The organism is Ruegeria sp. CDSC054, assembly GCF_059610645.1.
Window position 1 is genome coordinate 101,714 of record NZ_JBXWOA010000011.1, and the last position, 24,810, is coordinate 126,523.

Consider the following 24,810-nt stretch of genomic DNA (forward strand, 5'->3'; position numbering starts at 1 on the left):
CGTTTAGGCTGGGGCAACCTGACATGTGGGCGTGTGACGCCAGGGGATTGAGTCGTGCAGATCGCAGACATTGGAAACATTCAAATCCACTACCGGATCGATGGTGATCCAGCCGGCGCACCAATTGTGTTTGCCAATTCTTTAGGAACCGATCTGCGGCTTTGGGACGATGTGTTGCCGCACCTGCCCGCAGGACTGCGTGTGATCCGCTTTGACAAGCGCGGGCACGGTCTTTCGTCGCAACCCCCGGCCCCCTATTCGATGGGTGCGCTTGTGCGGGACGTGGAAGGATTACTTGATTTTCTTGAAGTGCGCGATTGTGTATTTGTCGGCCTTTCGATCGGCGGGCTGATCGGGCAAGGACTGGCTGTCAAACGTCTGGATCAGGTCCGCGCCTTGGTGCTGTCCAACACCGCAGCCAAGATCGGCATACCCTCGATCTGGCAGGACCGCATGGACGCGGTACAAAAGGGTGGGATCGAGGCCCTGGCTGATGCCACCATGGAGCGTTGGTTTTCCAAGGCATTCCGCGCGTCAACCGAACATCTACTGTGGCGCAACATGATGGTGCGCCAGCCGGTTGACGGCTATTTGGGCTGCTGCGCGGCAATCTCAGGTACGGACTTCTACACCCCCACCAGCGGCCTGCGTCTGCCGACACTCGGCATCGCCGGCAGCGAGGACGGATCGACCCCACCGGATCTTGTGCGGGAAACCGTTGACCTGATCCCCGGTTCCCGATTCGAACTGATGCGGCGCGTTGGGCACTTGCCTTGTGTGGAACAACCGGCAGAATACGCGGCACTACTCCACAGCTTTCTGACTGATATCGGACATGTGTGAAGGAGAATTGGTTTGGCCGATCTTCTGTTAGTCCACGGATCCTGTCACGGTGCCTGGTGTTGGCGCGACCTCATCCCGGCGTTGGAAGCGCTGGGGCACGAGGTACGCGCCATTGACATGCCCAGCCACGGATCGGATCCGACGCCCGTTGCCGATGTGACGCTGGACAGCTGTCGCAACACAATTTTGGATGCGACCTCGCGCAATACAATCATTGTCGGGCATTCCTGGGGTGGGTACCCAATCAGTGCTGCGGCCGAAGCCGCGCCGGAGGCCATGCGCGCCCTTGTTTTTCTTGCCGCCTACGTCCCGCAGGATGGTCTTTCGATGGTGGAAATGCGCAAACGGTCGCCCCGGCAAACGATCCAAGATGCGGTTGAAAAATCAACCGATGGCCTCTCGTATACGGTGATACCAAGCAAGGTGCATGACCTGTTCTATCACGATTGCCCGCCCGAAACCGTGCCATTCGCATTTGCACGCTTGTGCCCGCAAGCCATCGCGCCACAGGACACCCCCCTGCACCTGACCGGCAATTTCGACCGGGTTCCCAAGGCATATATCCGGGCGACCGATGACCGGACGATCCCGACCGAATACCAGGAACAGATGAGCCACAGCGCCCCCGAGGCGATGCGTCATACGATTGACACGTCGCATTCCCCATTCTTTGCACAACCGCAAAAACTGGCTGAATTGTTGGACAAAATCGCAAAAGACCTGCCAGGATCACAAGTCTGAGCGTGTCCCTTTCAACCTGCATTTTCTGCGGATAAGGTCCGCCCAAATTCTCATCCTTGCGGTTCAAATGCGTCTTCCCTTTTTCTTCGTCCTTCTCACGGTCATGATCGACGCTATGGGCATCGGCCTTGTCTTGCCTATCATGCCGGAACTGATCGTCGAGGTTCAGGGCGGCACGTTGGCGACGGCTGCGATCTGGGGCGGTATTTTAAGCACCGCGTTTGCCGCAATGCAGTTCGTGTTCGGCCCGGTTCTGGGCAACCTTTCAGATGCGCATGGGCGACGGACGGTCTTGCTGGTCTCGCTGTTCGTCATGTCACTGGATTACGTCGTCATGGCGCTTGCAGGCAGCATCTGGTTACTGTTGGTTGGCCGCATCGTCGGAGGCATTACAGCGGCCACGCATGCGACGGCAGCAGCCTTTATGGCGGATGTGTCCAAACCTCATGAAAAAGCAGCGAATTTCGGTTTGCTGGGTGCCGCGTTTGGGGTGGGGTTTGTGTTCGGTCCGGTACTTGGCGGGCTACTGAGCGAATATGGTACGCGTGCGCCGTTTTGGGCGGCAGCTGGTTTGTCTGCTCTGGCCTTTGTTATCGGTGTTTTCGTCATGCCCGAGACGGTCACCGACAAGACGCGCCGGGCCTTCAGCCTGCGGCGCGCAAACCCAGTGAACTCGCTGCGCGCGATTGCGTCGTTGCCCGGTATCCGGCCGATGCTGTGGGTCTATCTCCTGTACTCCATCTCGATATATGTCTACCCGGCAATTTGGGCGTATTTCACAACCGAACGGTTCGGCTGGTCACCACAAATGATCGGCCTGTCACTGGGCGTCTACGGGATCGGCATGGCGGCTGTTCAGGGCGGCCTGATCCGTCCCGCAACCAAGTATCTGGGGGAACGCGTTACAATCATCTACGGCATGGGGTTCGAGCTGTTTAGCTTTTTTCTTCTGGCCTTCCTGACCAATGGGATCATTGCCTTGATGCTGATCCCGATCACCGCCATCGGAGCGGTTGTGACCCCTGCCCTGCAGGCCCTGATGTCGCGCAAGACGCCCGACTCGCAACAGGGTGAACTGCAGGGTGTACTGACATCCTTGCACGCTTTGTCGATGGTCATCGCACCGTTGCTCATGACCAGCGTGTTCGCTCAGTTCATCAAGCCCGACGCGGCGATCTACTTGCCGGGCGCACCATTCCTCTTGGCATTCGTCATGATGGTGATCTGTCTTCTTGTGTTTTCCCGTTCACGTGGGGTCATGGCATAACTACGACATCCCTTTGACGGATTCCGCCTTGCAGCGTCCCGATAAGCGCGCCACCGTAGCGCAAAGTGAGAGAGGGACAGCATGCAAACCATCAAAGCCGCCGTTTGCCGGGCGTTCGGTGAACCTCTGGTCATCGAAGATATTCAGATCGCACCGCCCAAGTCAGATGAGGTCGAGGTGACACTGGATGCGGTGGCAATTTGCCATTCGGACATTTCATTTGCCGGTGGTGCGTGGGGCGGGCATCTTCCTGCCGTCTACGGGCACGAAGCAGCGGGCATTATCACTGCGGTTGGCGACTCGGCAGGCGAATTTCAGGTTGGGGACCCGGTTGTCGTTACCCTGATCCGGGCATGTGGCTCGTGCCCCTCTTGCGCGGGGGGGAAACCAACTGTCTGCGAAACGCCTTATGATAAGGTCAACGGGCCGTTGCGCACAGCAGATGGCGGACCACTGGAGCAGGCAATGGCCTGCGGAGCTTTTGCAGAGAAGGTTGTGGTCAGCCACCGGCAGATTGTCAAAATTCCACAGTCGATGCCCAAAGACATTGCCAGCCTGCTGTCCTGCGGCGTGATCACGGGCGTCGGCGCCGCCGTCAACGCCGCCGGGCTGCGGCCCGGACAGGATGTGGTGGTGATCGGTGCCGGAGGTGTCGGGCTGAACGCAATTCAGGGCGCCCGCATCGCCGGTGCACGCCGTATTGTGGCCGTGGACATGACCGAAGAGAAGCTGACCATTGCCAAGGAATTCGGCGCGACCCACGGCGTATTGGCCGATCAGAAAGCCCCCTGGAAGGCCGCTTACAAAGCACTTGGTGGTCGTGGCGCAGACGCTGTGTTGATTACTGTCGGAGCAATCCCTGCCTATGATCAGGCCCCTCGTTACTTGGGCCCCGGTGGCAAGGCGATTATGATCGGAATGCCCCACTCAGGGGGTATGGCAAGTTACGAACCGGTCGTTCTGGCTGCACTGGGTCAGGGTTTGATCGGGTCGAAAATGGGCGATGTTGTCATTCAGCGCGATATTCCATGGATGATCGACCTTTACGATCAAGGTCGCCTGAAACTGGATGAACTGATTTCGGGCCGATGGTCGCTATCGCAGATCAACGAAGCGATCGAGGACACCAAAACCGGATCTGCCAAGCGAAACGTGATCGTTTTCGACAGGGCTTAACCCAGCAGGGCAGGAGATCACCTGATGAAGCTGCAAGACCTCGACATCATCGTCACAGCCCCTCCTGCGCCTGGTTGGGGCGGGCGGTATTGGATACTGGTCAAAGTCACGACCGATACCGGGATCACCGGCTGGGGCGAATGCTATGCATCCTCAGTTGGACCCGAGGCAATGCGCTATGTCATTCAAGACGTGTTCGAACGGCACATGCAGGGCGAGAACCCCGAAAACATCGAACTGATGTTCCGCCGAACATACTCCAGCGGATTTACACAGCGTCCTGATCTGACGGTCATGGGCGCCTTTTCCGGACTGGAAATCGCGTGTTGGGATATTCTGGGCAAGGATCGCGATCGCCCGGTCTATGCCTTGCTAGGGGGATTGGTGAACGAACGCATAAGGGCCTACACCTATCTGTACCCTCTGCCCCAACATAACCTGAACGATTTCTGGACGTCGCCTGAACAAGCTGGCGAATGTGCCGCCGAAATGGTCCGGCGCGGGTTCACAGCCGTCAAGTTTGACCCCGCCGGGCCTTACACTGTTCGGGGCGGGCACATGCCTGCGATGTCCGATATCTCGATGTCTGTTGCGTTCTGCAAAGCGATCCGAGAGGCCGTGGGCGACAAAGCCGATCTGCTGTTCGGCACCCACGGCCAGTTCAACACCGCGGGCGCAATTCGTCTGGGTCAAGCGCTCGAGCCCTATTCACCGCTTTGGTTCGAGGAACCCACCCCCCCCGACATGATCGAAGACATGGCTCGTGTCGCGCGAAATGTTCGGATTCCGGTCGCGACCGGTGAACGCATGACCACTAAGGCCGAATTCGCGGCCGTTTTGCGGGCTGGGGCGGCAGAAATCCTTCAACCCGCGCTGGGTCGTGCCGGCGGGATTTGGGAGATGAAGAAAGTCGCGGCCATCGCTGAAGTCTTCAACGCCCAGATGGCCCCACATTTGTATGCCGGTCCGGTTGAATGGGCCGCGAATATCCATCTGGCCGCGTCCATCCCCAACCTGCTGCTGCTTGAGACCATAGACACGCCGTTCCACGATCAACTCATTAACAACTCATTGCAGGTTGAGGCCGGATTTGTCCCTGCGCCGACCGCACCCGGCCTTGGCATCGAGGTGAACGAAGATCTTGCCCGGGCGCACCCTTTTAACGGTGATGGCTTGCATCTGCAGATGCAGGAAGAGCCCTGTGATTACGTGAACGGAAACGCCTTTCAAGGTGGTGCCCCTGCAACCGAGGGGTGACAACCCAATAGGTCTTGGGGCACATTGACCCAACCAATGGGCGTTAAAAAGGCCACACGTGACACTTGAAGACGACCAAACCCAACAAACCGAAGCCGCGCTATCTGAAATGAAAGAAAGCGCGGCTCGGGCCTCTGCGTTTCTGAAAACGCTCGCGCATGAGGGTCGGTTGATGATCTTGTGCCATCTGGCCGACAGCGAAAAATCCGTGGGTGAGTTGGAGGCCTTGCTGCATATCCGTCAAGCTGCAGTCAGTCAGATGCTGGCGCGCCTGCGCGCTGAAAACATTGTTGCAACGCGCAGGGACGGAAAGTCCATCTATTACTCGCTGAACAACGACGGCGCGGCGCAGGTGATCGCCGTTCTTTACGATATGTTCTGCGGCCCCGACAGCGAATAACCCTTAGTTCGATACATAGCCCGCTATCACCTGCAACAGTTTGAACGCGGTTGCGGCATCATTTTCGACCACGGCCAGGAATTCCTCTTCACCAATACGCAGGCACGACAATTCCGTCTCGGCGATCATGCTCAGCGCCCTAGGTTCCTTGCGGATCAGGCCCAACTCTCCGACCAGGGCACCGGGGCCGACCGTGGCAATCAACTGATCCACTCCGTCGGTTTGCGGAAGGTACAGCCCGGCTTCCCCGTCCAGCACCACATAGGCGCCGTCGGTTGGCTGATCGTCCTTAAGGAAAACAACCTCTCCTGCTTTGGCATCGAACCAGCGCGCACCAAAGGCCAGCAGGCGCAGCTGTCGACGGTCCAGCCCGGAAAACAGCGGTGTCTGTTCCAGCGCGCGCAGCTTGCGCGAAAGGTCAGCTGAGGCGGCACTGTCTTCTTCCACGTCCGCAGGTCCTTCGTCCGAGACGACCCGACCTTGCCTGATTTCCACATACATGTCGAACACGCTCGGGTTTTCGAACTGGTCGTTCAGGTAGATCACCGTGGTATCCGGCAGCAAAGCGCGTAGATTTTTGTACACGGCCACTTTCGAGGCCATGTCATAACTGGCCAGCGCATCCTCAAGGATCAGGATATCCGGTTTCTTGATCGTCGCGCGCGTAAATGACAGAGGTTCAGCAAAAACCGCGGGCAGGTTTTGACCGCCAAGCGCCACCGGCACGTCATAGATCAGTTCGACCACCAACGGGCGCGCACCGTTTTCGTTCAATACATCCACGATCAGTTTGCGCGCCTCGTCCGAACGGGCGCCGCCGATCTGACTGACCTTTCCGAACAAAGCGTTTTCCAGAACCGTCAAGCCAGGCGCGAACTTCGTTTTGTCTAACGGGACAAATACATCGAGCAACCGTTCCAACAGCTTTTCGGAATGGCTATGCCGCAACTCAAGAATGCGGTCTTTGAGGTCGTCGGTGAAGGCTGGTCCAATCTGTTCCGCCGAAATCACGAACGGAACGGCCAACAGGTTTGCCAGCTGTTCATCATTCAGCCCCGATACGCCCTCGTTCCGGGTCTTTTCGACCAGCTCGACCGCAGCCTCGTACGTTTGCGCCTCTAGTCCCAGTTTTCGAAACAGCGGGTGATCGGTGCCGTCCAGGCCGAAAATCTGGCGCAGCATCTCAATCACATCGCGTGTCAGGCTCACCAGAGTCTCATCCAGACCAAATTCGCGCAATTGCTCAAGGAACACGGTCTGCTGCGCCAAAAGCTCCTGCGTGACCGGCACTTTGGGCGTGGCGAACAGCAAGTTCTCCGCAACTGGCAAGGCAGGGTTATAGCTGTTGCGATCAAAGATCAGGGCCTGTTGCTCCAGCCCTGATGCTTTCACCGCATCCTGAACCAAAGGTCGCAGTTCGACCAGTTTGTCGGCCAGCTCGGGATGCTCGGCGGCATCGAAGACCTGTTCGGCCCCGCGCAAAAACAGCGCCGCGCCGGAACCCATCCCGTCAATCAGTTTCAACCACCAGTCGCGTACCTCTTCGGCGCTGTCCAATCCCGCAGTCGTCGGGTCCAGCCAATTTGCCCTGAAGGGGTCCGAGCTATTGCCGGCCCGCAACGTCTCATCATATCCAGGGTCGTTTGTTTCGGTTGTTTGCGGCTTGAACCGCATCGGCATCATGACGTTGTCGCCCAGCGTGCCCTGGAACATCACAGGCCGTGACGAAGCATACCCAATACGGGCGGCCACGACGCTTTGATGCAGCTCTGACAAACGGATACCACCGATCTGCACCCGGCCCGAGCTGGGCAGAATTTCCCGTGTCAGCAACTCGGCCATCGCGCGGCGATCTTCTTCGCTGGGGGCCGCGATCCCGATGATTTTCCCGCTGGGAAAGGACAGATCCAAATCATCCAGAACCTGGTTACCGTCCATATCGCGAACCGAGACATGGTCGAGCACTATGTCACCGTTCAGCCTTGGCGTGGTCTCGGGTTCGCCATCGAACAGTTTTTCGTCATGCATTCCGGAAGGTGCAAACCGTTCCGTCACCACGTCCCAGCGCAGCGACATGTCCTGTGTCTGGTTATAATAGGTCAGCAGTTCCTTCCACGGTGAGCTGAGATCCTTATACGCAGCCAGGGCCGCAACCAGCGCACCAAGCGAAACCGACCCCTGCAGGACCAGAAGACCGCCAACCAAATAGAACAGGAACGGTGTCATCTGCGAGATGAAGTTGTTTATGAATTTCATAAAGAACTTCTTCTGGTAGATCTCGAACCGGATACCAAAAAGGCGCCCCAGCTGCTCAGACACCATCGCCCGGCGGTATCGCCACCCACCATTGGCACGCAACGTAGACGCGCCCGCCGCGTTCTCGCCGATTTGGGCGGCCAGCAGGCGAACCTCCTGAATGCGTTTTTTGTTCAGAAGGTTGATCTGACGCTGCAGTTTCGGAATCAGCCAGGCTTGCAGAGGGATCAGCGCGACTGCCGCCAGCCCAAACCAGAAGCTTTGCAGAAAAAGGAAGGACAGGATGGTGATCATCTGACCCGCCTGCAAAACCGGTTGGCTGATCGCGTCCCCCATGAGCCCGCCCATCGGCTCGCTTTCGGCGGTGACCATCGACACCAGCTCACCTTGGCTGACGCGTTCGAAATAGGGTTGCGGGAAACGCAACGCGCGGCTGATCAGCACGTACCGGAACCGGCGCAACATACGCTCGCTCAGCACGCCTTTCATTGTGTTGATGCGCATTTTCATCAGGCCATGCGCCAGCACCGCGATCAGAAACGCGATACACAGAATGATGAGGAATGTCGTCTGAGGTAGGCTATGACCCCAGACATCTACAACCGGGCTGGCCGCGCCAATCGCATCGTTGATGATGCGTTTGGGCAATTCGAGCGTCAGATAAAGTAGTGGAAACAACGTCGAGGTCACGGCCAGCAGAATCAACTGGTCGCGTTTCGAGTATTTCCAAATAAACTGGAAAATTGAACGTTCTATGGAACCTGCCCCTACTAAGGATCACTGAAACGATCTTGACGAAAGTGTCGTAAACCCAACACTCTGAATTTACCTTAGTCCAGCCAAAAGAGGCAAATAGTTTCCAATTTGATCAGTTAATTGCCGAGTGTGAACAAGTTCATTTGCGCAACCACAGATTAGTGCCTAGACTCTGTCTGGGACGATATCGGGAGGCCTCATTTGACTGCCAGTATAGGCGCAGTGCTATTGATGCTCTGCTTGTTGCAGATCAAACATATGTTTGCGGATTTTTTTCTCCAGACTCCGAAAATGTTGGCAGGGCGCGGTGAGTATTTTCACGTGGGCCGTGCGCAGCATGCGGGCGTGCATGTCATCGGGTCAGTGATTGTCTTTTTGATTTTTGGCGCGCCGTGGTCGTTTATTTTGATAATTGCTGCACTGGAATGGGTTGTTCACTTCAATATTGATTTCGCCAAAGCCAGCTATTCGGACAAAAAACAACTGATGCCGACGCAAGCCGCGTTTTGGCGGGCTGCGGGTCTGGACCAGTGCCTGCACAACCTGACATACATCGCCATGGTTTGGGCCTGGGCTGAATTCGCGACCTGATCAGCGATTGCTTCAGGCGACATTTTCCAGGGATTGCGGACAATACGCGTCTAGCCACATTCGATCCAATTGGTCGATTCTAGCGGCGTCGAAACGTTCTTCTTCCTCCCAATAGCGACCAGACGAAACGAAGTAATTCAACTGTGCCTCTGCCTGCAGTGCCGCTTGCATACCCTTTGTCGAAAGCAGCCTGTCAGACATTAGGGTGTCAGTCGTCACCGAAGGAAAGACCAGCCGGCTTTCACCCTGCGACAGTCGAACCACGCGGCAGTTCTGCGCGGCACCGAACAAAGCCAACCGGGCGGATTTTGCCTCGAGCGATCGCAGCGTCACATCAGCGCGCAAAGGGTCGGCTGCTCCATTGCCGTAAAAATGGGTCTTGCCGGAATTCGGGTAAATCATGTCACAGCCAAAAAAGGCCAAGACGGCTGGCTGAAGCGCGGCCAAGGCCCAGTAACCAGCCGTAAACGCCATCGTGCCACCGGCATAAACAAATCCGCCAAACTTGTTTTGATGCGGAACGTATTCATCCGCCTCGACGGTGCTTTGGCTGCGAACCAGCTCGTCCGGGCGATTGCAGATAGGGAAGTCCTCGGGATGGATGAGAAAATCCCAATCGTCGCGGATACGCCAGGCGTTGTTGATTGCAACGATGTGGGTAAACGGATCCCGCGACCACTCCCGAGCTGCAGCGGCGGCCGGTGCACTTCCAAGAATCAAAACGCGATGCGTCGGTTCGGCCATTCTGGGCCCTGCCCTTTTCCAGTTCCCCGGAAGGATAGGGCGATTTTTTTCTTTAACTACCCCAGTACAGAAAAACTGCTTTCTTCGTTGATCGGGCGCTTGCGGGAATAGAACCCCACATCAATGCTCCGACCGATATAGGGAAGTTCGTATTGCAGCGGCTGCGCATCGTGATCCGCGCCGCCTTCACAATACGCGATCAGGGCCGTCATCATCTTGCCTGCGATCGGCGCATTCTTGTACTGGTTCCCACTGGTCCCGCAGGCCATGTAGAACCCCGGCAGGCTGGATTTGTCATATATCGGAATCCAGTCTGTGGATGCGTCATACAGGTCCACAACTCCGCGCGTTTTGGACGGGATGCCAAGACTTGGGACGCGCTGCGCGTATCGCATGGCCTGCGTTGTCCACTGGTCGGTGAAATCGTGGTTGTAATCCACATCATCCTCACACCACTGATGCGGGTCACATTCCGGATCTTCCGAGCCAATCAGAATGTGGTTGCCGTGCTCGGGTCGACAGTAGCAGGCAATATCGCTGTCCGAGACAATCGTTCCGTCGTTTTCGAAATCAAACCCCTCGGGTGCGGGGACGTGCACAACCTCTTGCCGCAACGGGCGGGTTTCGATCGTCATATCATCCAGGACACCCGCCATCTTGTTGATGATCGCTGAGCCGGGGCCCGCGACGTTCACGACGACTTTTGCGTGGATTTCTTCGCCCGAGACAAGTTTAACACCCGAAACCCGACCGTCGCTGGACAATATCTCGACCACTTCGGCACCAGTGCGCACTTCTGCGCCATGCAGCTTGGCAGCATCCATCAAGTTCTGCGCGGACAAAGCCGGGTCCGTGACATATCCCGCCTGCGGCCAGAACACGCCGCCCTGCATCTTGCGCCCGTTCGGATGCCCGAATTCCGGATCATCCATCCGGCGCGCCGGCGCGAAACTGTCCTGCGAGTAGATCGGCAAGCGCTCACCGACTTTATCTGATGACCATTCTTCGAACGGGCAATCCAGATCGGCGCTGTTCTTCATGTGCTTTTCAAGCAAGCCATTGGCATCGGTCTTCATCACCAGACAGCCGGTCTCGCGGAATTGCGCCAGATTAGCATCCTCGGGCAGGCCGAGGTAGTCCGCCCAATCGCGCCAATAGTGGTAACCTTCCCACGCAAACGCCGTTCCATCGAAGGTCGAATAGTGCATCCGAATAATAGCACATGACCCCGCGGTCGAACCGTGGCCAACCTGACTGTTTCGGTCCAGCGACAAGGTTTTCCAGCCTGCTTTGGCCATTTCAAAGGCGATGGCCGCGCCGATCACACCTGTTCCGATGATGATTGCGTCAGGTTGACTCATGAGGCTTCTCCCTTCCAATAGCGCGTTGAATAGGCGCTGAATTCTTCAACTTCTTCGGGCTTGGGCTCAACCCCGGTGAAGACATAAAGGTAATGCGGAACCATTGCGATCCGCGTGGACATTGGTTCGTTCAACTGGGCCAGATCGTACCCGATCTGCATGTAGTACAGAACGCGCGCGCGGGTTTCGGCCTCAACTTCGGAATAGCCGTACCGCGCGAACATGTCGTGAAGCGCTTCGAGCCTGCGCGCATCCGACTGATCGAGCGCCCGGCGTACTTTCCCCGATTTGCGCGCCCAATCCCGGACGGCAAAATCCAGCGCGGTATCGAACAATTCGGTGTTCACCACGCAACGATGCACGTTGCAGACGGCTGCGGTTATCGTATCCGCTGGGGCCTTGGCCTGCGCAACCAAAGCCGCTGTATTCGTCGCATGCCAGCGCGCTAGCAGGGCATCCAAAAGCTCTTGCCGGGATTTGAAGTACCAATAGAAAGACGACCGCGACACGGCCATCCGTTCAGCCAGGTTCAGGACCTTGATCTGATCTACACCGTCCGAGATCAGCACATCCATAGCCACGTTCAGCCAGTCGTCACGCGTGACCTTGATGTTACCAACCAAGGGTTCCGCTTCGGGGTCATCCCGGTGCAGGATGGGTTTTGTGCTCATTCAACTCTCCGGCGGTGCGCCGCCGTCAGCCGTACGGCGCGTAATATAGTCTCGCAAGGCACCAATGCGGTCACTGTCTGTGGGCGGGGCCTTAAAGTCATTCACAATGCCTTTCCAAACCCTGGTTGCGCGATGATTGGCATCCACTGACCCGCGTTCCGTCCAGGTTCCGAAATTTGCGTAATCGTGCAGATGCGGCTCATAGAATTCGGTGTTGTACCGCTCCATCGTCTGGCTCGAGGCAAAGAAGTGCCCGCTTGGTTCGACCTCGCTCAGCGCTGTATCGAAACCGATCTCAGCTTTGCCCGCCTGCGCCCCCGCGCACAGTTCGGCGACCATGTTCAGGACCTCGGCGTCACAGATCATTTTCTCAAAAGAAACGGTCAAGCCACCCTCGAGCCAACCAGCTGAGTGAATGATTACCGTCGCCCCTGCCATTAGACAGCCCCAAAGACCAAACTGGTTTTCATTCGCTGCCTGTACATCGTTGATGTTCGACGCTGATCCGGCAGCTGACCGCCAAGGCAGCCCAAGGTGCCGCGCCAACTGGCCTGCGGCAAGCGAAGCCTGGAAATGTGAGGGTGTTCCAAATGCGGGCGCACCCGATTTCATATCTACGTTGCTGGTGAACGTGCCATAACACACCGGCGCACCCGGTTTGGTCAGCTGTGTCAGCGTCAGCGCCGCTAACGCCTCAGCATGTGAAAGCGTTATTGCCCCGGCCACTGTAATCGGGGCCATCGCGCCCATCAGGGTGAACGGCGTGATGATCGACATCTGTCCATTGCGAGCGAAATCAATCAGCCCCTGCGCCATTGGAATATCCAGCGTGCGCGGGCTGTTCGTATTGATGATCGTATAGCAATGCGCGCCCGCCTGAAACTCATCGTCCGACAGACCACGCGCGATAGAAAGCATTTCAAAGCAATCCATCACCTGCGGCGTCCCGCGTGAGAAAAAGAACGGGAACTTGTCGGTCAGCTCCATCTGCGCCTGCGTCGTGAAGTAGTGGCGCAGATGGGTTGGAACATCCTGCGGCTCGACCTGAGGCGAGATCATCTGGAACACATCGAAATGGTGCGTCAGCTTGAGGAACTCCAGATAGTCCTGTCCAGTGGCCGGGCGACGCCCGCGTTCAAGGTCCGTCGCGTTCGGTGCCCCCGCCCCCGGTTGAAACACCAGGCTGCCCAGCTCAAGTGTGAAGTCCCTGTGCCGCGTGCCAGCATTGCACGCAATCGACTTTGGCGCCGATGCGACGGCCGCCTCAACAATGTCGCGGCCGATGAAGACCATCTCGGTATCTTCATCTGCACGCGCGCCAGCCTTTTCAAATATGCGCCGCGCTTCAAGCAACAGACATTTGACCCCTAGCTCTTGCAGTGTCCGCAGTGCTGTCTCGTGCATTTCCGCAATCTGATCCGCCGGGAAAACCTCCATCAAAGGAAACGGATTTTTGAGTTGTCGGTAGTTCACATCGCGTGTCGGGCCACTGGCGACATCGGCTCCACGTCCGCGCCTTCGTCGCCCGCGTTCAGGTGTTTGCGACATCATCGTCAGCCCCTCATCGCTTTGCCTTGAGGATCGTAAGGCGAAGGTGGGATGACCCGCGCCGAGCGCTCAACGCCAACTACGTGCACCGACAATTCTGTCCCCGGCTCGGCCTTTTCGCGGTTGACTAACGCCATTGCCAGCGACTTTCCAGTGTAGTGTCCATACCCGCCCGAAGTGACGAAGCCCACGCGCTCATCGCCTGCCCAAACGGGTTCGTATCCGCTGGCGTCCGCGTCTGCGGCGTCCACTTCCAGTGTTACCTGAACCTGCGCCGGACCATTGCCGTCACGTTCTGCGACTGCCGCATCCTTTCCGACAAAATCCTTGTCCCAGTCGATCCAGCGATCCATTCCGGTCATGCCCGGAGTGTAGAGCTGCGTGAATTCTGCAGACCAGATGCCAAAACTCTTTTCCAGCCGCGTTGACAGCATCGCGTTGAAGCCACATTCGCGAACACCTTCATCTGCCCCGGCCTCCAGCAACATACGGCGTAGCTTGATGTGGTCTCCGTAGCGGCAGTTGATCTCGTATCCTTTCTCGCCGGTCACAGACATGCGGGCAACACGTGCGCGAACGAGCCCGATGTCGAAATCACCGCAGCCCATGAATTTGAGGTCCGAGATGTCCTGTTCGGCCAGTTTTTCCACAACCGCTTGCGATTTGGGACCGACTACGGCGAAACCGCAATATTCCTCGCCCAGATCCCGGACAGTAACGCCGTCGATCATGTGATCGTCAAACCAGCGCATGTGCCAAGCCCGCAGGTAATAGCTGCCCATGATCCACCAGGTACCATCGCCCCAGTTCAGAACGGTCAAGTCCCCCTTGAGCCGCCCATTTTCACCCAGCATAGGCGCCAGCTTTGCGCGACCCGGCGCAGGTAGTTTCGAGGCCATGACTTTGTCGAGCCACACTTCTGCATTTGGTCCCGAGACCTCGAACCGCGAAAAGCCCGAGATGTCCAACAAACCAGCACCTTCGCGGATCACCTTGCATTCCTCGGCGACGATGTCATGCGCGTTCGAGCGCTTGAGCGTCGGTGTTTCCTCGAACCCTTTCGGCGCGAAATACAGCGGCACTTCAAGATCCCAACTGACGCCCCATTTGCAACCCGCATCCGTCATCGCGTCGTGCGCCGGGGCCATCTTTAGCGGTCGGCCCGCGGGCAATTGCTCGTTCGGGTAGGTCATAACAAAGCGACGGGAATAAAACTGGCCCGTGGTTTCACGGATGTATCGCTTGTTCTGTGCAAAATCGCCAAAGCGTGCCACATCCATCGGCCAGGCATCCGCCTCGGGCTCGCCATGGATCATCCATTCGGCCAGTGTCTTGCCGACGCCCCCGCCCTGCAGGAAACCTGCCATAACCGCGCAGGCCGACCAGTAGCCGCGCTTGCCCGGCACCGGACCGACCAGCGGATTGCCATCGGGGGCAAAGGTGAAGGCACCGTTTACCCAAGTCTTGATGCCCACGTTCTGGATCGACGGATAACGTTCAAAGCCAAGCGTCAGCTCATTCTCGATCCGGTCGAGCTGTTCCTGAAACAGCTCTTCACCATAGCTCCACGGCGCGCCGTCCATCGCCCAGTGTTCATGATCGACCTCATAAATCCCGACCAGAACGCCTTTTTGGTCCTGCCGCATATAGGTGAACCCTTCGAGATCGACGGTCATTGGCATCTCGAATTTGGCCTCAGCGACCTCAGGCACTGTATCGGTGATCAAGTAGTGGTGCTTCAGCGGAGACACCGGCAGTTCCACCCCCGCCATGCGCCCCACCTGCTTGGCCCAGAGGCCAGCAGCGTTAACCACGTGTTCACAAGTGATCGTGCCGTTGTCGGTGACAACCTGCCAGCCATCGTCGGTTTGGATCAGTTCCTCGACCTTGGTTTCTTCATAATATTCCGCGCCGCGTTTCTTGGCCGCTGTTGCATAGGCCTGCACCGTACCGGTCGTGTCGATATAGCCCTCGCGGTCAGCCCACATCGCGCCCAATACGCCGTCGGTCGACATGATCGGGCAGCGCCTTTGCGCCTCCTCCGGAGAAAGCAATTCGCAGTCGTCAATGCCGATAGACTGGAAAATGCGATAGTTTGCTTGCAACCACTCCCAACGCTCTGGCGTTCCCGCTAACGTCAGACCACCGGTCATGTGCAGACCGATATTCTGGCCGGATTCCTTTTCGATCTCGCTGAGCAGGTCGATAGTATACGCCTGCAAGGATGCCATGTTTGGGTCCGCATTCAGAGCGTGAATGCCGCCAGCCGCATGCCAGGACGAGCCGGACGCCAGCCGCCGCCGTTCCAGCATAACCACATCCGTCCAGCCAAACTTGGCCAGATGATACAGAACCGAGGCGCCCACGACGCCGCCCCCGATGACCACAACGCGATACTGAGATTTCATCCCGTCCTCCACTGCATGACTAAGGAAGGACGCTAGTGGCACTGTTCACTTCTGTCTAGACATTTCTGTACAGTTCCGCGCAAGCGAAGAAACGGCCTCGGATCAGCAGTTTCTAGAGCTGAGCGCTGGGACGGGATGCGACCTTGTCGAACCATGCTAAAGTGGCAGTATTTTCTTGTGGAATCCGTTTCTTGATCACGCGGGCAAAGTCCACAAAGACAAAGGTGGAAATGTCCGCCAGAGTGAAGTCGGTACCTGCGATAAACGGGCTTTCGCCCAGCCGCTGTTCGAGCAGCGAAAAGAAATGATCAACCCGCGCGGACCCTCGCTGAGCCAGTTCCGGAATTTGCTGGTGATTCACTGGACCCGGAATCGCCCTGTCGGCAAAGGCCGGATGCGTGTTGCGCAAGGCCTCGGCAACAGGCATGCCGCCCTGTTGTTCGACAATGCTGTTCCACATCAGAACCTGCCCCTTTTCATCCGGAGTGCGGCCCATCAAAGGTGGCTCAGGAAACCGCGCCTCAAGATAAGCGGCGATCCCGAGATTCTCGGTTAGCGTGCTGCCCTCATCCGTCACCAACACGGGGACAGTTGCGTTCGGGTTCACCGCGCGAAATTCGTCGCTGAGTTGCTCGCCTTTGCCGATCGAGATTTCTCGGGTTTCGATATCCAAACCCTTTTCGGCAATGAACATGCGCGCGCGCCGCGGGTTGGGGGCCGTGGAACAATCATAAAAAAGCATCAGGTTCTCCCACCCTGTCAGCGGCGATAAATGAAACAGCGCCCCTCGACGGCCCCTTCAGGAAGGGACACTTCGGTCAAGGTATCAAAATACATCCGGTCGCTGGACACCATCAAACCACCCTCGGCTAATAGCGGCTCGATCAATGGTGAGACAAATCTGGCGAAGTCGTCGTTCTTTTTGCGGTTGTGACCGCCCAAGTCCGCGTGGATCAGACTGGCCGTGGCTCCGAACCGATCCACCGAGGCCGGTAGTGTTTCTCGCACATCCCCCAAAATCACCCGATCTGCGGGCGGCGTGGAATCCGGATGCGACGCCACGGCGCGCTCGAACACATAAACAGGTCGACCTGAAATATATTGCACCATGTGATGATAGGTGCGCCCGTTGCCCAACCCCAGTTCGAACACTGGCCCAGGCATTCCTTTGGTTTCAGAGATGGCGAAATCCAGACAGGCCCGTTGGGACACCATACGGTCGATGAACAGATCCAGGCGGCTTTGGTTGTCGGGCACGGGGAAATCTCTCCTTGATATCAGTCAGCTCATGATTTGGGGCCGACACCGCATGTGATGACAAATCCTCAAGGATTTGTGTAGGTAAATTGGCCTAAGTTTCACATTTTCGCGACAATTCGGCCCAAGAACGGGTTTGACTACACAGGCACAACCGCGCGAGACTAAGTCAAAAAACACAGGGAGTTGAATACGCCGATGTCGAACCACGGACGAACGGGTGGAAAACCCGCATGACTGCGTTGTTGTCCGTCAGAGACCTCAGCATCGGTTTTGGTGCGGGCGACTCAGTTGTCAAAGGTGTCAACTTTGATGTCGAGGCTGGGCAGACATTGGCTCTGGTCGGTGAATCCGGATCGGGAAAAACCATCTCGTGCCGGGCGGCCTTGCGTATTCTGCCACGTGCCGCGCAAATCCGCAGTGGCACGATAACCCTGAACGATTCAAAAGGCTTCGAGGATCTGACCAAGATCAGCGAACGCCAGATGCGCGACATTCGCGGCAATCGGGTTTCGATGATTTTTCAAGAACCGATGCGATCACTATCCCCGTTGCACAAGATCGGCAATCAGGTCAGCGAGGTCTTGTGGCTGCATCGGAGCGCGTCCGAGGCGCAAGCCCGCAAAGAGGTCCTGACCCAATTCGAACGCGTGGGCTTTCCTGATCCGCAGCGTGCGTATGATTCTTACCCGTTCGAGTTGTCGGGCGGCATGCGCCAGCGCGCCATGATTGCGATGGCAATGGTTTCCAAGCCGGAACTGCTGATCGCAGATGAGCCGACGACCGCGCTGGACGTAACGACACAAGCGCAGGTCCTGGGGCTGATTAAGGAGTTGCAGCGCGAGACGGGCATGGCCCTGATCCTTGTGACACACGACCTTGGGGTTGTTGCCAATATGGCGGAACAGGTTGTCGTCATGCACAAAGGCCGGGTGATGGAAGCTGGTGCCGCCGCGCCAATCCTCAGCGCCCCAGCGCACCCCTACACACAACAATTGTTCAACGCGGCCCCTGCGATTCCAGACGAAGATTCGGTCGGGCTGCCGATGCCGGATGTGGACCTCATTCTACAGATGAAGGGGGTGTCCAAGACCTACACTATGCGGTCCAGCAGGGGCTGGCAGGGGGACAAGCTGATCTATGCCTGCCGAGGTGTGGACCTGAATCTGGCCCGCGGCAAAACACTGGCAATCGTCGGCGAAAGTGGCTCGGGCAAAACAACGGCGGCGCGGATCGCCCTTGGCGCGGAACTGCCCGATCCGGGTGGCGAGGTTCTGTTTCGCACCTCGCCAGGCGAAGACCCGATCACCGTGCACCACATGAACCGCTCTCAGCGCACGGCCTTTCAACGCAAGGCGCAGATGGTGTTTCAGGACCCGTACAGCTCGCTCAGTCCGCGGATGCGCATTCAAGACGCGCTGACCGAGCCTTTGGAAATCCACTCCATTGGTTCGACCGCCGAACAGCGGGACAAAGCGGTCGAGATGCTGCAGCGTGTGGGACTGAATGGTGATATGCTCAAACGCTACCCACACGCCTTTTCCGGCGGACAACGGCAACGCCTGTCGATTGCGCGGGCGATGATGCTGGACCCGCAGCTGATTGTCTGTGACGAACCGACATCGGCACTGGATGTATCGGTTCAGGAACAGATCCTGACCTTGCTGGAAAACCTGCAGGACCGGTTGAACCTGTCCTACCTGTTCATCTCGCACGACCTTGCGGTTGTGGCGCGCATTGCCGACGAAGTGGCCGTGATGCGCCGGGGTCTTGTCGTCGAACAGGCCCCGCCCGAGACACTGTTTTATAACCCCCGACACCCTTACACCAAGGCGCTGATTGCCGCCCAACCAGAACCCGACATCAACCGGCCCATCGACCTTAAACTGGTTGCGTTGGGCGCTGGTTCACCAGACAGTTGGGATGACACCTTCCGATTTACGGACTCCGTGATACCCTCACTGGTAGAGATGGAGCCCGGCCATAAGGTACGATGCCATGTTTAAAACCACTCGCCCGCTTATTCTGGCTGCCACGTTGGCTGCCACTTTGGTCCTGCCCGCCACGGCAGGAACACCGACCCCTCAAGAAAGCGAATTCTGGAAAGCCGAAGTAAACGCCGGGAACCTGCCACCGGTCGCAGAGCGCCTGCCAGCCGAACCTCTGATCGTGGATCTGGCAGCCAAAGGCCGCGAGTTTGGTGCCCCTGGCGGCACGCTTCGCACAATGGTGACCCGGTCAAAAGACATCCGCCAGATGGTCGTTTACGGGTATGCGCGATTGGTTGGGTTTGACGAAAACTACGAAATCGTCCCTGATCTGCTGGAGTCCTATGAAAACGAAGGCAATCGAAAGTTCACACTGCATCTGCGTGACGGGCACAAGTGGTCCGATGGATCGCCGTTCACATCCGAAGACTTTCGTTATTGGTGGGAAGACGTTGCCAACAATGAAATGCTCAGCCCGTCTGGCCCACCGGATTTCCTTATTGTTGAAGGCAAAACGCCAACCGTGACCTTCCCGGACGAGACGACTATTGTCTTTGCGTGGGAAGACCCAAATCCTGATTTCCTGCAATCGCTGGCCCAAGCGCGCCCGCCATTCATTTACCGACCGTCTGAATTCCTCAAACAGTATCACGAGAAGTTTGCAGATGCTGAAGACCTCGCCTTTCAGGTCGAAGACGCACGGGTCAAAAGCTGGGCGGCGCTGCACAACAAGCTGGACAACCTCTACAAGTTCGACAACCACGAACTCCCGACGCTGCAGCCTTGGCTGAATGCAAGTTCGGGCAAGAAGATCCGCCACAATTTCGTTCGCAACCCATATTATCACCGCATCGATTCCAACGGCATTCAGTTGCCCTATATCGACGTCGTCGAAATGGAAATCGTCGCGGCTGGCTTGGTCGCGGCCAAGACCAACGCTGGCGAGACTGATCTGCAGGGGCGCGGTCTGGCGTTTCGCGATGCATCTATCCTGAAAAAGGGCGAAGCCGGCGGAGACTACAAAACCTTGTTGTGGAAAACCGGTGTCGCATCGCAAATCGCGATCTACCCGAACCTGAACTACTCGGATGAGATCTGGCGCGACGTTCTGCGCGATGTTCGTGTTCGGCGGGCGCTGTCCCTGGCTATCGACCGCAAAACCATCAATCAAGCGCTGTATTTCAAGCTGGCCCATCCCGGTGCGATGTCCGTTTTACCCGCGTCTCCGTTCTATGACGAGGAAAACGCAAAGGCCTGGGCGCAGTACGACGTTGAGATGGCCAATGCCCTTCTGGACGAGGCTGGCCTGGCCGAGCGCAATAAAAACGGCATTCGCCTGCTGCCGGATGGCCGCCCGATGGAACTGATCATCGAAACCGCCGGTGAAAGGCAAGAAGTTGAGAACGCGCTTCAGATCGTCACCGATACATGGCGTGAAATCGGTGTGGACCTGATCATGCGCCCACTGGACCGGGACATTCTGCGCAACCGCGTATTTTCAGGCAACACCATGGCCTCAGTTTGGTTCGGCTGGGATGACGGTATACCGCAGGCGCACACATCCCCTGCTTATTTGGCCCCCACGGATCAGGTGTTTCTGGCCTGGCCCAAATGGGGACAATTTTACCAGACCGGCGGCGACGTTGGTGAAGCGCCTGACATGCCCGAGGCCGAGCGTTTGATGCAACTGGCACATGATTGGGAGGTTGCCACCACCGACGAAGAGCGCAAGGCAGTCTGGACCGAGATGTTGAAAATCCACGCTGACCAGCTTTTCGCCATCGGAATTCTGAACGGCGCACCGCAGCCTATCGTAGTGTCCAACCGTCTGCGCAACGTGCCCGAGCAAGGCATGTGGGCATGGGAGCCCGGCGCACATTTTGGCATTCACCGCCCCGACGAATTCTTTTTCGCCGACTAATCAGGAGCAGCTAAATGGTAATGCTGCGCTATGCGGTGTATCGCTTTTTCACGATGCTGCTGACTTTGCTGGTGGTGTCGGTTCTGATCTTCGTGATCATCAACCTTCCACCCGGCGATTATCTGAGCAATCAGATCGCGGAATTGCAGGCATCCGGCCAGTCCGCCGGGGTGGCCAAGGCCGAGTTCCTGCGCGCGGAGTACGCTCTGGATCGCCCCGTATGGGAGCAATACCTGATCTGGATGGGGTTCTGGCCCGGTCCGCACGGGTTCGAAGGCCTGCTGCAAGGCAACTACGGCTGGTCCTTTGAATTCGACCGCCCCGTGGCCGAAATCGTTGGTGATACTTTGTGGCTGACGGTTGTGGTCAATCTGGCCGCTATCCTGTTTGTTTACGCCGTTGCCCTGCCGCTGGGTGTCCTCGCTGCAGCAAAATCGCGGACCTGGATCGACTATACGTCGGCCTTTGTTGGCTATCTTGGTCTGGCGACGCCCAATTTCCTGCTGGCGTTAATCCTGTTCTACTACGGCCACCGTTACTTCAACCTGCCCATCGGCGGCCTGATGGACCCATCGTTCGAAGGCCAGCCCATGAGCTGGGAAAAGCTGAAGTCCATTCTTGTCCACCTGATCGTGCCGACTTTCGTCATTGGCACATCTGGCGCATCAGCCATGATGCAACGCCTGCGCGCGAACATGCTGGATGAGCTCGGCAAGCCTTATGTTGAGACGGCCATCGCCAAGGGCATGGCCCCGTCGCGGATGTTGACAAAGTACCCGCTGCGCGTGGCGTTCAACCCCTTTGTTGCGGATATCGGGAACCTGCTGCCGTCGATGGTATCCGGATCGGTTCTGGTTTCGGTCGTGCTTGGCCTGCAAACCATCGGCCCGACCTTGCTGACGGCACTCAAAACCCAGGACCAATTTCTGTCTGCCTTCATTTTGATGTTCGTGGCCTTGCTGACCCTGATCGGCACCATGATCTCTGATATCTTGCTGGTCATGTTGGACCCGCGCATTCGGTACGAGGGGCGTGAAGCGTGACCAAACACACCGACGGTCGCTTTGTCGACGATGCACCTTTCGACGCGGATGCCGCCTTACAGCAGTTAGAGCGCGCCGATCTGGACGCACCCAACTGGGTTCTGGTCTGGCGGAAGTTCAAAACCCATAAGCTGGGTTTGATTTCAGGCGTTTTCCTGCTGTTCTGCTACCTGATGCTGCCCTTTGCTGGATTCATCGCCCCCTACGGTCCGAATGAACGAAACGGTGAACACCTTTACGCCCCACCACAAAGCATCAATTGGTTCCACGATGGCTCCTTCATCGGCCCGCATGTCTATCCGATCGTGGCCGAAGCTGATCTTGAGACCTTTCAGTGGAAATTCGTGCCCGACACAGAAGACCCTCGCCCGATCCGCTTTTTCTGCGAGGGAGCCGAGTACAGGCTTGCTGGGCTTGTAAAATCGGACACCCACCTGTTCTGCGCGCCAGAGGGCGCGACACTGTTCCTTTGGGGATCCGATCGTCTGGGCCGCGATGTGTTCAGCCGCATTCTGTACGGTGCGCAGCTGTCGCTGACTGTCGGCCTGATCGGCATTTCGGTATCGTTCACCCTTGGCATCTTTTTTGGATCAATCGCGGGGTATTTCGGCGGCAAGATCGATTGGGTCATCAACCGCGTGATCGAGGTATTGCGCTCGCTACCTGAACTGCCGCTGTGGCTTGCTCTATCGGCGGCGGTGCCCTCAAACTGGAGCCCGGTTGCTGTTTTCTTCATCATCTCGATCATCCTCGGGATTCTCGATTGGCCCGGCCTCGCCCGTTCGGTACGCGCAAAATTCCTGTCCCTCAGGGAAGAGGAATACGTCCGCGCCGCCGAGATGATGGGTGCAAGTTCGGGCCGTGTCATCCGTAAGCACTTGCTGCCGAACTTTATGTCTCACCTGATTGCCTCGGCCACATTGTCAATACCGGCCATGATCCTCGGGGAAACCGCGCTCAGCTTCCTGGGTCTTGGCCTGCGGGCCCCGGCCGTCAGTTGGGGTGTGATGTTGAACGATGCGCAGAACCTGGCCTCGATCGAGATATACCCCTGGACGGCAATCCCGATGCTACCGATTATCGTGATCGTGCTGGCATTCAATTTTCTGGGTGACGGGCTGCGTGACAGTCTGGATCCATACCAGCAATGAGCTTGATTTCAGCCCTTCCTGCAACCGACGGATACCGCAAAACGGGCGCCGGGGCTTGGTCCAGCGTCTACGCGGTGTCTGAACTGGCGACGGCAACCTTTGGCGCGGTGGGTCAGGAACTGGCTCGTCTGATGACGGCGCTGAACCTGTCGCCCAGTGCCCCGGATGTGTCTGTGGATCACCGGCTGGCCTCGCTTTGGTATCAATACTCCTTCAAGCCCAATGGTTGGGAGATGCCTAGTCTCTGGGATGCGGTCGCGGGGGATTACCAGACTGCGGATGGTTGGATCAGGCTGCACACTAACCTGCCCCGCCACCGGGCGGCGGCACTTAAGGTCCTTGAGGTCAAAGCAGATCGGGACGCGGTCTCTCAGGCGGTGCGGCGATGGTCCGCCAGCGAGCTGGAATCGGCAATCGTGGCCCAGGGTGGCGTTTCCGCGGCCATGCGCAGCCGGGCAGTGTGGTTAGAGCATCCGCAAGGTCGGGCCGTGTCCCGCGATCCACTGATCGGTTGGCACAGCCCGCGACAGATCAAACTGCGAGATCGATCCGAGGCCACGGTTGAGCGCCCTTTGGCAGGGCTGCGCGTCCTCGACCTGACGCGCGTGCTGGCTGGGCCGGTTTCAACGCGAACCCTCGCCGGTTTTGGCGCTGACGTTCTGCGTGTCGACCCGCCCGGTTGGGACGAACCCGGTGTCATACCCGACATCTCATTGGGTAAATCCTGCACTTACCTCGATCTGAAATCGCCCTCAGGTTTGGAAAAGCTGCAAGAGTTGTTGTCTCAGGCCGATGTGTTCGTCCACGGGTATCGCCCCGGTGCTTTGGATGCGCTCGGCCTGACCAGGGCCAAGCGCGATGAATTGGCCCCAAACCGGGTCGAAGTCACATTGGACGCTTATGGCTGGCAGGGCCCATGGGCCGCGCGGCGCGGGTTCGACAGCCTCGTTCAGATGAGCGCGGGTATAGCGGATGCGGGCCGTGACTGGGCAAATGCGGATAAACCAACACCATTGCCGGTTCAGGCGCTGGATCATGCAACCGGCTATCTGATGGCCGCCGCCGTGCTATCCGCCTTGGCTGAGGCCGCCTCGGGCAACGCGATCATGCTGGGCCAGCTCTCGCTCGCACGCACGGCCGAGTTGTTGGCCATTCTCGGCAAGTCCGACACGAAAGAAGTCATCACCGGTGCCAGCCCGTCAGACTACAGCCAAGCTCTCGAAGACTCTGGCTGGGGCTCTGGTCACCGCCTGAAACCTGCTCTGACCGTTGGCGAGGCCAAGATGTTCTGGGACAAGCCTGCACCTAGACTAGGCACGTCGGCTCCGGTCTGGGCCACGGCCATCACCTGAGCCAACCGCCGCGCGGTACGCGCGGCCCGGCCCAACGCTTTGGGTCACGTCTCGCCAAAGACGTCACCCAAAGGGGCGG

Annotated in this window: 20 protein-coding genes; 12 read left to right on the forward strand and 8 right to left on the reverse strand. The window is 57.8% G+C overall.

The window, feature by feature from the left end:
- Positions 1-54: 54 nt before the first annotated feature.
- The 6 genes from pcaD to AC2FGC_RS18440 all read left to right on the forward strand — a co-directional run bounded on the left by pcaD (position 55) and on the right by AC2FGC_RS18440 (position 5,684).
- Positions 55-843 (forward strand): 3-oxoadipate enol-lactonase, encoded by a 789-nt coding sequence (gene pcaD, locus AC2FGC_RS18415; protein WP_496726795.1) that lies wholly within the window; start codon positions 55-57, stop codon positions 841-843.
- A 12-nt stretch (positions 844-855) separates the two neighbouring features.
- Complete coding sequence (locus tag AC2FGC_RS18420; RefSeq protein ID WP_496783096.1) at positions 856-1,584, forward strand: alpha/beta fold hydrolase; 729 nt, start codon at positions 856-858, stop codon at positions 1,582-1,584.
- Positions 1,585-1,651: 67 nt separating this feature from the next.
- Positions 1,652-2,851 (forward strand): TCR/Tet family MFS transporter, encoded by a 1,200-nt coding sequence (locus AC2FGC_RS18425; protein WP_496783098.1) that lies wholly within the window; start codon positions 1,652-1,654, stop codon positions 2,849-2,851.
- A gap of 81 nt (positions 2,852-2,932) precedes the next feature.
- Entirely contained in the window at positions 2,933-4,027 is a 1,095-nt protein-coding gene (locus AC2FGC_RS18430) for a Zn-dependent alcohol dehydrogenase (protein WP_496726792.1), read from the forward strand.
- A gap of 24 nt (positions 4,028-4,051) precedes the next feature.
- Complete coding sequence (locus tag AC2FGC_RS18435; protein ID WP_496726791.1) at positions 4,052-5,284, forward strand: mandelate racemase/muconate lactonizing enzyme family protein; 1,233 nt, start codon at positions 4,052-4,054, stop codon at positions 5,282-5,284.
- Between the two features lie 109 nt (positions 5,285-5,393).
- The gene (locus AC2FGC_RS18440) at positions 5,394-5,684 is read left to right on the forward strand and encodes an ArsR/SmtB family transcription factor (protein WP_496726882.1); all 291 of its coding nucleotides are present in this window, start codon (positions 5,394-5,396) and stop codon (positions 5,682-5,684) included.
- Positions 5,685-5,687: 3 nt separating this feature from the next.
- On the opposite strand, the gene AC2FGC_RS18445 is transcribed toward AC2FGC_RS18440, so the two are convergent.
- Positions 5,688-8,684 carry a cyclic nucleotide-binding domain-containing protein gene (locus AC2FGC_RS18445; protein ID WP_496783113.1) on the reverse strand — a complete coding sequence of 999 codons (2,997 nt, stop codon included), beginning with the start codon at positions 8,682-8,684 and terminating at the stop codon, positions 5,688-5,690.
- 243 nt (positions 8,685-8,927) lie between these two features.
- Between AC2FGC_RS18445 and AC2FGC_RS18450 the strand changes: the two genes are divergently transcribed.
- Entirely contained in the window at positions 8,928-9,287 is a 360-nt protein-coding gene (locus AC2FGC_RS18450) for a DUF3307 domain-containing protein (protein ID WP_373455762.1), read from the forward strand.
- Between the two features lie 12 nt (positions 9,288-9,299).
- Here the strand turns inward: AC2FGC_RS18450 and AC2FGC_RS18455 are convergent, their stop codons facing one another.
- The 7 genes from AC2FGC_RS18455 to AC2FGC_RS18485 all read right to left on the reverse strand — a co-directional run bounded on the left by AC2FGC_RS18455 (position 9,300) and on the right by AC2FGC_RS18485 (position 17,276).
- Entirely contained in the window at positions 9,300-10,031 is a 732-nt protein-coding gene (locus tag AC2FGC_RS18455; RefSeq protein ID WP_496783100.1) for a hypothetical protein, read from the reverse strand.
- Positions 10,032-10,087: 56 nt separating this feature from the next.
- The gene (locus AC2FGC_RS18460; RefSeq protein ID WP_496783102.1) at positions 10,088-11,392 is read right to left on the reverse strand and encodes an NAD(P)/FAD-dependent oxidoreductase; all 1,305 of its coding nucleotides are present in this window, start codon (positions 11,390-11,392) and stop codon (positions 10,088-10,090) included.
- On the reverse strand, positions 11,389-12,063 hold the full coding sequence (locus AC2FGC_RS18465; RefSeq protein WP_282120739.1) for a TetR/AcrR family transcriptional regulator: 675 nt from the start codon (positions 12,061-12,063) through the stop codon (positions 11,389-11,391). Before AC2FGC_RS18465 ends, AC2FGC_RS18460 begins: the two co-directional genes overlap by 4 nt.
- Positions 12,064-13,611, reverse strand: a complete 1,548-nt coding sequence (locus AC2FGC_RS18470) for a trimethylamine methyltransferase family protein (protein WP_496726879.1) — start codon at positions 13,609-13,611, stop codon at positions 12,064-12,066.
- A 5-nt stretch (positions 13,612-13,616) separates the two neighbouring features.
- A complete protein-coding gene (locus AC2FGC_RS18475; protein ID WP_496726788.1) occupies positions 13,617-16,019 on the reverse strand; it encodes a GcvT family protein in 2,403 nt (800 codons plus the stop codon).
- 112 nt (positions 16,020-16,131) lie between these two features.
- Positions 16,132-16,761 (reverse strand): glutathione S-transferase family protein, encoded by a 630-nt coding sequence (locus AC2FGC_RS18480; protein ID WP_496783104.1) that lies wholly within the window; start codon positions 16,759-16,761, stop codon positions 16,132-16,134.
- A gap of 17 nt (positions 16,762-16,778) precedes the next feature.
- Positions 16,779-17,276, reverse strand: a complete 498-nt coding sequence (locus tag AC2FGC_RS18485; protein ID WP_082649262.1) for a class I SAM-dependent methyltransferase — start codon at positions 17,274-17,276, stop codon at positions 16,779-16,781.
- A gap of 233 nt (positions 17,277-17,509) precedes the next feature.
- Here AC2FGC_RS18485 and AC2FGC_RS18490 point away from each other — a divergent pair, with 233 nt between their 5' ends.
- The 5 genes from AC2FGC_RS18490 to AC2FGC_RS18510 are packed head-to-tail and all read left to right on the forward strand — an operon-like array spanning position 17,510 to position 24,731.
- The gene (locus AC2FGC_RS18490; protein WP_496783106.1) at positions 17,510-19,282 is read left to right on the forward strand and encodes an ABC transporter ATP-binding protein; all 1,773 of its coding nucleotides are present in this window, start codon (positions 17,510-17,512) and stop codon (positions 19,280-19,282) included.
- On the forward strand, positions 19,275-21,185 hold the full coding sequence (locus tag AC2FGC_RS18495; protein WP_496726784.1) for an ABC transporter substrate-binding protein: 1,911 nt from the start codon (positions 19,275-19,277) through the stop codon (positions 21,183-21,185). The genes AC2FGC_RS18490 and AC2FGC_RS18495 overlap by 8 nt, the downstream gene beginning before the upstream one ends.
- A gap of 14 nt (positions 21,186-21,199) precedes the next feature.
- The gene (locus tag AC2FGC_RS18500) at positions 21,200-22,228 is read left to right on the forward strand and encodes an ABC transporter permease (RefSeq protein WP_170561146.1); all 1,029 of its coding nucleotides are present in this window, start codon (positions 21,200-21,202) and stop codon (positions 22,226-22,228) included.
- Entirely contained in the window at positions 22,225-23,379 is a 1,155-nt protein-coding gene (locus AC2FGC_RS18505; protein ID WP_496726782.1) for an ABC transporter permease, read from the forward strand. Before AC2FGC_RS18500 ends, AC2FGC_RS18505 begins: the two co-directional genes overlap by 4 nt.
- Positions 23,376-24,731, forward strand: a complete 1,356-nt coding sequence (locus AC2FGC_RS18510; protein WP_496783108.1) for a CoA transferase — start codon at positions 23,376-23,378, stop codon at positions 24,729-24,731. Before AC2FGC_RS18505 ends, AC2FGC_RS18510 begins: the two co-directional genes overlap by 4 nt.
- Positions 24,732-24,810: the final 79 nt, after the last annotated feature.